The 7,782-nt window shown below is 45.2% G+C and carries 10 protein-coding genes; 4 read left to right on the top strand and 6 right to left on the bottom strand.

The window, feature by feature from the left end:
* Positions 1–1,242: dihydroxy-acid dehydratase (locus ACEW8S_RS14165; RefSeq protein ID WP_373518789.1), on the top strand; the 1,242-nt coding region annotated here is incomplete at its 5' end.
* Here the strand turns inward: ACEW8S_RS14165 and ACEW8S_RS14160 are convergent.
* A complete protein-coding gene (locus ACEW8S_RS14160) occupies positions 1,239–1,697 on the bottom strand; it encodes a COG2426 family protein (RefSeq protein WP_373518788.1) in 459 nt (152 codons plus the stop codon). The genes ACEW8S_RS14165 and ACEW8S_RS14160 overlap by 4 nt on opposite strands.
* 210 nt (positions 1,698–1,907) lie before the next feature.
* On the opposite strand from ACEW8S_RS14160, the gene ACEW8S_RS14155 reads away from it, so the two are divergent.
* Positions 1,908–2,420, top strand: coding sequence for a PAS domain-containing protein (locus ACEW8S_RS14155; RefSeq protein ID WP_373518787.1), 513 nt, complete (start codon positions 1,908–1,910; stop codon positions 2,418–2,420).
* Position 2,421: 1 nt separating this feature from the next.
* On the opposite strand, the gene pyk is transcribed toward ACEW8S_RS14155, so the two are convergent.
* The 5 genes from pyk to ACEW8S_RS14130 form a co-directional block, all read right to left on the bottom strand.
* Positions 2,422–3,864 carry a pyruvate kinase gene (gene pyk / locus ACEW8S_RS14150; protein WP_373518786.1) on the bottom strand — a complete coding sequence of 481 codons (1,443 nt, stop codon included), beginning with the start codon at positions 3,862–3,864 and terminating at the stop codon, positions 2,422–2,424.
* Between the two features lie 4 nt (positions 3,865–3,868).
* Positions 3,869–4,348, bottom strand: coding sequence for an IPExxxVDY family protein (locus ACEW8S_RS14145; protein WP_373518785.1), 480 nt, complete (start codon positions 4,346–4,348; stop codon positions 3,869–3,871).
* 72 nt (positions 4,349–4,420) lie between these two features.
* Entirely contained in the window at positions 4,421–5,158 is a 738-nt protein-coding gene (gene rnc, locus ACEW8S_RS14140) for a ribonuclease III (RefSeq protein ID WP_373518784.1), read from the bottom strand.
* A gap of 5 nt (positions 5,159–5,163) precedes the next feature.
* Entirely contained in the window at positions 5,164–6,417 is a 1,254-nt protein-coding gene (gene fabF, locus ACEW8S_RS14135) for a beta-ketoacyl-ACP synthase II (RefSeq protein WP_373518783.1), read from the bottom strand.
* 93 nt (positions 6,418–6,510) lie between these two features.
* Positions 6,511–6,744 carry an acyl carrier protein gene (locus ACEW8S_RS14130; protein ID WP_008269813.1) on the bottom strand — a complete coding sequence of 78 codons (234 nt, stop codon included), beginning with the start codon at positions 6,742–6,744 and terminating at the stop codon, positions 6,511–6,513.
* A gap of 297 nt (positions 6,745–7,041) precedes the next feature.
* Between ACEW8S_RS14130 and ACEW8S_RS14125 the strand changes: the two genes are divergently transcribed.
* Both ACEW8S_RS14125 and ACEW8S_RS14120 read left to right on the top strand, forming a co-directional pair.
* Positions 7,042–7,623, top strand: coding sequence for a phosphoribosylglycinamide formyltransferase (locus tag ACEW8S_RS14125; RefSeq protein ID WP_373518782.1), 582 nt, complete (start codon positions 7,042–7,044; stop codon positions 7,621–7,623).
* A gap of 96 nt (positions 7,624–7,719) precedes the next feature.
* Positions 7,720–7,782: viroplasmin family protein (locus ACEW8S_RS14120; RefSeq protein WP_373518790.1), on the top strand; the 63-nt coding region annotated here is incomplete at its 3' end.

Genomic DNA, 7,782 nt, shown 5'->3' with positions numbered 1-7,782 from the left:
TCGGGTTCCATGAACTGGATGATCAAGGAAAAACAAAATCTGGAAGGCTACACCGCAGCGGATTTTACCGAGGCCGAAGTCTGTGTGGCCCGCAGTATCGGACATTGCAATACCATGGGCACGGCCTCGACAATGGCAACGATGGTAGAAGCCCTAGGCTTGACCCTACCTGGATTCTCGTCCATTCCCGCAGCAGACTCCCGGAAAAAACTTTTTGCCCAGCTGTCCGGAAGACGTATCGTCGAAATGGTCAGGGAAGATTTGAAACTCTCCAAAATATTGACCCGAAAGGCGTTCGAGAATGCCATTGTGACCAATGCGGCAGTCGGCGGATCAACGAATCTGATAATACACCTCACCGCTATTGCCGGCAGAATCGGGGTAGATCTTAAACTGGATGATTTTGATGTAGTGGGGAGCAAAGTGCCTTTACTGGTCAATCTCAAGCCATCCGGCAACTATTTAATGGAAGATTTTTTCTATGCAGGCGGACTTCCAGTGGTCTTAAAGGAATTAAAAAAACGGTTACATCCCGATACCATAACCGTCAACGGAAAGAATCTCATAGAGAACTATTCCAAAGCGGTCTGTTATGACAGGGATGTAATCGCATCCTTGGAAAAACCCTTTCAGGAAGAATCCGGTATTGCAGTGCTTAAAGGAAATCTTTGCGAAAACGGAGCAGTGATTAAACCTTCCGCAGCCTCCAAGGAACTGATGAGGCATAAGGGCAAGGCCGTGGTTTTCGAGAGTATGGAAGATTATCATGATCGCATCGATAATGCGGATCTTGAAATCGATAAGGATAGTGTTATCGTACTAAAGGGAGTTGGCCCCAAAGGCTATCCCGGTATGCCCGAAGTCGGCAACGTAGATCTTCCGAAAAAGATAATCTTGCAGGGTGTTACGGACATGGTGCGCATTTCGGATGGCCGCATGAGCGGTACCGCTGCCGGTACGGTCATTTTGCACGTCTCCCCCGAATCGACCGTAGGGGGTGCTTTGGCCTTGGTGAAGAACGGTGATATTATCGAGCTTGACGTAGAAAAACGAAAACTACATCTTGATATAACCGACGAAGAACTGCAAAAACGGAAAGAGGACTGGAAATCGCCCAAACCGATGGCCGAAAGGGGCTATGTCAAAATGTACATCGACCACGTCGAACAGGCCGATAAGGGCGCAGACCTTGACTTTTTGGTCGGGGGTTCCGGGTCAAAAGTGGATCGGGACCTGCATTAGTCCATCCCTTTCATAGAGACCAAGGTGGCCGACCAGATAATCACCGAAGAGAAGAAAATACCGATGGCATTGGCCCAAAATGCTTTCTGCTTTTCAATTTTGAAAAGATAGGTGGCAATACTACCCGCATAGACCCCGGTACCCGGCAAGGGAATCATAACGAATAAGATGAGCCCCCAAAAGCCGAAACGCTGTATTTTCGCTCCCGATCCGGTCTTTGCCCTTCTCGCGACGAAGATGGCCGATTTTTTATAAAATACCCAGCGCAAAAAATAGCGGTTTATCTTTTCAAGAAAGAACATCATCATAGGGAACACCAAAAGGTTGGCCAGAAAGCAGGCAATAAACACAAGATAAATATTTAGGCCGCTCAGCATACCGTAGGGAATACCTACCTTGGCCTCCCCAAAGGGAGACAGGCTCCAAAGTACCGCAATGATTAAATCTACAAGCATAGGCGAATTAGAGGTTGCAAAAATACCACTACAATCAGGCAAAATACGCTGTTAAATCACAAAAAAGAATTAAAAGCACAGGTTTAAACGGGCAACCGGAATGTTAATCGAAGTCTCATATTTGTTAAACAAAATTGGTTTTCGTACTATTGATAGATTTATGGCTATTTTTTGACCCAATTTTACGATCAGTCCAACCAAGGATATTTCATGAAAGAGTATGACAACGCTGCATATCGGTATTACAGTGGATTGGATTTGAAGAGTCTGCCACTGATGTCATGGGATATTTATGGACTATATTTCGATATTCTCTGCAAAAATTACGATGATGTCACTACGCTACTGCGTTTGTCGGAAGACAACAACTGGTCGTATACCTCAAAGTTCAATGAGGCCTTGTTACAGAAAGAGCAAGTTATTCTCGTTACCGATACCCAACTGAATATCGTACATGCCACGCATAACATAGTTCACATGAACGGGTATTCGCCCCATGAGATTTTGGGCAAAAGACCGAAAGTCTTCCAAGGCGAAGGAACTAGTAAAGAGACTACGGGGCAAATACGCAAAGCGATAGAAAACCGGATACCCTTTGAGGCCGTGATCCTAAATTATAGAAAAGACGGAAGCACCTATAATTGCTGGCTTAGGGGAGAGCCCATATTCGACACTAGCGGTGTGCTGGTAAACTTCATTGCCTACGAAAAGGAGGTCGCTTGAATTAAAAATCCTCGCTCTCTATTTCAGACACCCGCAAGGTGTTGACCATCCCCTTATTCTTAATGGGCATTGCCGCTAAGCTGATCAGCATATCGCCGACTTCCAAAAATCCTTTTTGACATGCGATTCGATTGACATCTTCTATGGTTTCATCCGTAGATACGTATCGGTCATAGTAAAAGGCCTTTACGCCCCAGAGCAGGTTCAATTGGGTCAATATCCGTTTGTTGGAAGTAAAGACCAAAATATGTGCACTAGGCCGCCAAGCGGAAATTTGAAAAGCGGTATATCCGCTATTTGTTAGGGTTGATATCGCTTTAGCCTTGATTTCATTGGCCATTATGGCGGCATGATAACATACCGATTTGGTGATATAACGTTTGGTACGAATATGTGGTGGATCATGGGGTACTTTAATAAGCTCCGAATTCTCGACACTTTTTAAGATACTGGCCATTTTTTCGATGACCTCAACCGGATAGTTGCCGACCGAAGTCTCGCCAGATAACATTACCGCATCGGCACCGTCCATAACGGAGTTGGCTACGTCGTTTACCTCGGCACGGGTGGGCGTAAGGCTTGTAATCATGGTTTCCATCATTTGGGTGGCGATAATAACGGGAATCCGGGCCTTTTTCGCCGTGAGCACCAGATGTTTTTGAATAAGAGGTACTTCCTGGGCGGGTACTTCGACACCAAGATCGCCGCGAGCCACCATCAATCCGTCGCAATAGGCCACGATTTTATCGATGTTTTCGACAGCCTCGGGTTTTTCGATTTTGGCGATAATCGGAATCTTATGCTCGGAATGTTGGCTTATGATGTTTTGAAGGTCGATAAGGTCTTGGCTGAAGCGTACGAAAGAAAGGGCTATCCAATCTACATTCTGCGAAACCGCGAATTCGGCATCCTTGATATCTTTTTCGGTCAATGCCGGTAACGATATGTTCGTGTTGGGTAAATTGACCCCTTTTTTCGATTTCAATGGGCCGCCCTGAATTACCCTTGCCTTGACTTCTGCCTTGCCATCCGTAGAAACGACTTCAAAAATTAACTTTCCATCGTCCAGTAGAATGCGCTCACCGGGTTTTACGTCCTGGGGAAAAGTAGCGTAGTTCATATAAACCCTTTCGGAGTTGCCCTCGAAGGGTTTTCCGGTCACAAAAGTTATTTCGTCGCCAGGGGCTACTACTACTTCGCCGGCCATAACGCCTACGCGTAGCTTGGGGCCCTGCAGGTCGGCCAAAATTGACGTATTGCTGCCCAATTCTTCATTAAGTTCACGGATCATCTTGATACGGGCGGTTACATCTTCGTATTTGGCATGCGAGAAATTGACGCGAAAGACGTCTACACCGGCTTCAATCATTTTACGAAGCACTTCCTTTGTGCTGGTAGCTGGCCCTAGGGTGGCTACTATCTTGGTCTTTTTTTGTGTCGGCATTGCTTTAAAAAATTAAATTGTTTTTAGATTTCAGTTTTTGGGTTTCCACGGTATAGGCCGTAACCACTTTGGATATGGTGAGTAGCTTTGCGATGGTTTTTTCGTTCTCGGCCCGGCGATACCTATCGGAACCGTCTTGTTCGATTTTCAGAAAATAATCGACTTCACGATACTCCAAAAGTAAATGGTGGTTACGGTAGGATGGTTCTTCCTTAAAGAGACCATTTTTTGCCATTATTTCTTGACTTATCCCCTTATTGGTAAAGAAAGTCCAGTATCGGTCGTTCAGATCATCCTTCCATTCAAAAATCGGAATCGTAATTCCACCAGAAATATCGAGATCTCTCCGCCGTCTTTTAAAGTTCGATCTCAACGTAAGATTGAGGGCATAGGCCAATGCAAAGTCTTCAAGACTGCTGTGTAGGGCAATAAGGTCGAAGGAATCTTCATACAAATCTTCCGTAAGTTTGTGTACAGCTGCCATTGAGGTGAAAACCGCAAATATAGGATTTTTTAAGGCAATGCGTACATCACTTTTCGCCAAACGCCGTATTGCTCATGATTTCCCCATCTTGTCCTGCAGCGCATAATAGGCGCGTTTCGACGCTTTCTCCTCGGCCTTTTTTTTGGACGTGGCCCGTGCCTTTGCAACAATCTGGTCTTCTATGGTGAGCTTTACGGCAAAGTGTTTCATGGCATCTTTGCCCGTGTCGTCGTACACTTCGTAATCGAATGATTTTTTTTGTTTCTGGCACCATTCGATGACCAAGCTTTTATAGCTGATGACCTTGCCCTCGAGCTGTTCGATATCTACATAAGGGGCTATCACTTTTTCATGGATGAATTTCTGGCAGTACCTGTAGCCCCGGTCCATATAGATAGCTCCTACCAGTGCCTCGAAGACGTTGCCATGAATATTTTCACCAAAATGCGATTTGGGTATCCTGCTCTTTACGAAATCGATAAGTCCGAGATCTTTGCCCAATTGGTTCAGGTGTTTACGGCTTACGATTTTCGACCGCATTTTCGTCAGATAACCTTCGTCACCTTCAGGAACCTCGACGTAAAGATGTCGTGATATAATGGTGCCCAGCATCGAATCTCCCAGAAACTCCAAACGCTCGTAGTTCATAGGGTGTCCTTCGGTATCTTTTTCGTTGGCGGACCGGTGTAAGAAGGCCTTATTGTAAAAATCGAGACGTTTCGGCCTAAAACCGAGGATTTTGGTCATCCCTATAGAAAAATCCCCATCCTTTTTGGAATGGGAACCGAATATTTTGGATGAAAACCCCATGGAATTTACTCGCTTATTTTTTTGAATATCACACAGGCGTTGTGGCCGCCAAATCCGAAGGTATTGCTCAAAGCTACGTTAACCTCCCGTTTTTGCGCCTTGTTCAGGGTCAAATTCAATTTCGGGTCAATATTTTCATCGACCGTGGTATGGTTGATGGTCGGCGGTACGATACCGTGCTTCATGGCCAGAATGGAAGCAATGGCCTCAATGGCCCCAGCAGCCCCCAACAGATGCCCGGTCATCGATTTGGTGGAGTTGATATTGATATCCGGTGCATGGTCTCCGAAAACCTCTACGATGGCCTTGAGTTCGGCAACATCGCCCAAGGGCGTTGAGGTTCCATGTGTATTTATGGCATCTACATCTTCAGGTTTCAACCCCGCATCGCGCAGGCAATTTTTCATTACCTGTACCACTCCAATTCCATCGGGGTGGGGGGCGGTCATGTGATAGGCGTCACTTGAAAGTCCACCGCCGGCTACCTCGGCATATATTTTGGCGCCCCTGGCCTTGGCGTGTTCATATTCTTCAAGTATAAGTGCACCTGCCCCTTCACCTAAAACAAATCCGTCGCGGGTGGCATCAAAGGGCCTCGATGCCGTTTCGGGACTATCATTTCTTGTACTGAGCGCGTGCATGGCCCCAAAACCGCCCATACCGGCAATGGTTACCGCTGCCTCGCTACCGCCTGTGACTACCACGTCACAATATCCCAAACGAATATAGTTCAGCGCATCGATCATGGCATTGGCGGCAGATGCGCAGGCGGAGACCGTAGTATAGTTCGGCCCCATAAAACCGTGCTTGATCGAAATATGGCCCGGAGCAATATCCGCAATCATTTTCGGGATAAAAAAAGGATTGAATCGCGGTGTACCGTCACCCTCGGCAAAGTTAATTACCTCGTTCTGAAAGGTTTCCAGACCCCCGATACCTGCGCCCCAGATGACCCCGACCCTGAATTTGTCTACCACGTTCAGGTCTAATTTTGAATCTGCTATAGCTTCGTCGGATGAAACGAGGGCATATTGTGCAAAACGGTCCAATTTCCGTGCTTCCTTGCGATCAAAATGATCCTCAGGATTAAAATTTTTCAGCTCACAGGCGAATTTGACCTTGAACTTTTCGGTATCGTAGTAGGTCACGGGCGCGGAACCGCTCTTACCGTTTTTTAGAGCTTCCCAATATTCATCGATATTGTTGCCGATAGGCGTCAAGGCACCCAGTCCGGTAACCACAACTCGCTTTAACTCCATTGAACTTGGTTTTGGCTGTAAATTAAAAAAAAATATCCATGCGATAGGGTTACCGCATGGATATTTTAAGATTTCTTCAAGAAATCTTAAAAATTACTTCGCTTCTTCTATATAACTGATAGCTTGGCCAACGGTTGCGATATTTTCGGCTTGATCATCAGGGATCTGAATATCAAATTCCTTTTCGAATTCCATGATCAACTCCACGGTATCCAATGAATCTGCCCCTAGGTCGTTCGTAAAGCTAGCTTCGGTTACCACTTCGTTTTCATCAACACCTAATTTATCAACGATGATAGCTTTTACTCTTGATGCAATGTCTGACATAATAATATTGGTTTTAAAATTTTAATTGATGGCAAAAGTAAAAAACTTTGACGTAATAATACCATTTGTCGTTAAAATGTATCGTAATTTAATGAATTAAAGAATATGATGGCCGATTCGGACTGAAAAAAATTCAAGGAAGTTCCCTTTTTTAAACCTTGAACCTTAAACAGGCCTCAGTTGATATTGAACCATGAACCAATTCATTGCAACCGGCTGTTATTTCTGGAATTTGGTACTTGGAATTTGGAATTTCATCCCAATTGTAGGTATTTTGCTTAAACCTATAATTGTATCGTGAAAACCAAGAATATTGTACTTCTCGCCTCCGGTTCCGGATCTAACGTTGAAAATATTGTGCGCTATTTTCAGGATAGGCCAGATATCGTAATTTCCGCAGTGTTGACGAATAATAAGGATGCCAAGGTGCTGGAACGATGTGATAGGTTGTCTATTAGTGGATTATATTTTAATAGGATGTCCTTTTACGATACTGACTGCCTACTCGATATATTGGAAGCTTTCAATCCCGATTTAATTGTACTCGCCGGATTTCTTTGGAAAATACCTGAAAAAATAATTAGGGCTTTTCCGGATAGGATAATCAATATCCACCCCGCCTTATTGCCCAAATATGCAGGCAAGGGGATGTATGGCAATAAAGTTCACCGAGCGGTAAAAGCGAACGGGGATGCCGAAACGGGTATCACTATTCATTATGTCAACGAGAACTATGATGAGGGGGCCATCATCCATCAAGCCAAAACCAAGATTGCTGCGGAAGATAGTGTGGAACGTATTGTAGAGAAGATACATGGATTGGAGTATGAGCATTTTCCCAAAGTCATCGAGAAACTGTTGGCCTCCCCCTCCCGATAGTTTTCGTGAGCATAAAAGGCAGTTCCGTACCCTTCCAAGGCGGTGCACTGAGCTTGCCGAAGTAGGAGTAAAAGAAGCCTTATCCCGACCTAAACCATGGCCAAAAAACAAAAATTCTACACCATTTGGAAAGGCAAACGCCCCGGTATCTACGACACC

Source organism: Pricia sp. (assembly GCF_041745955.1).
Classification (GTDB): Bacteria; Bacteroidota; Bacteroidia; order Flavobacteriales; family Flavobacteriaceae; genus Pricia.
This window is presented reverse-complemented; position numbering and strand designations above follow the sequence as displayed.

Bases quoted from the DNA above. Each gene is read 5' to 3' on its own strand.
- pyk (WP_373518786.1), bottom strand. From the start codon at position 3,864: ATGCCGACACAAAAAAAGACCAAGATAGTAGCCACCCTAGGGCCAGCT.
- ACEW8S_RS14155 (WP_373518787.1), top strand. From the start codon at position 1,908: ATGAAAGAGTATGACAACGCTGCATATCGGTATTACAGTGGATTGGAT.
- fabF (WP_373518783.1), bottom strand. From the start codon at position 6,417: ATGGAGTTAAAGCGAGTTGTGGTTACCGGACTGGGTGCCTTGACGCCT.
- ACEW8S_RS14160 (WP_373518788.1), bottom strand. From the start codon at position 1,697: ATGCTTGTAGATTTAATCATTGCGGTACTTTGGAGCCTGTCTCCCTTT.
- rnc (WP_373518784.1), bottom strand. From the start codon at position 5,158: ATGGGGTTTTCATCCAAAATATTCGGTTCCCATTCCAAAAAGGATGGG.
- ACEW8S_RS14145 (WP_373518785.1), bottom strand. From the start codon at position 4,348: ATGGCAGCTGTACACAAACTTACGGAAGATTTGTATGAAGATTCCTTC.
- ACEW8S_RS14130 (WP_008269813.1), bottom strand. From the start codon at position 6,744: ATGTCAGACATTGCATCAAGAGTAAAAGCTATCATCGTTGATAAATTA.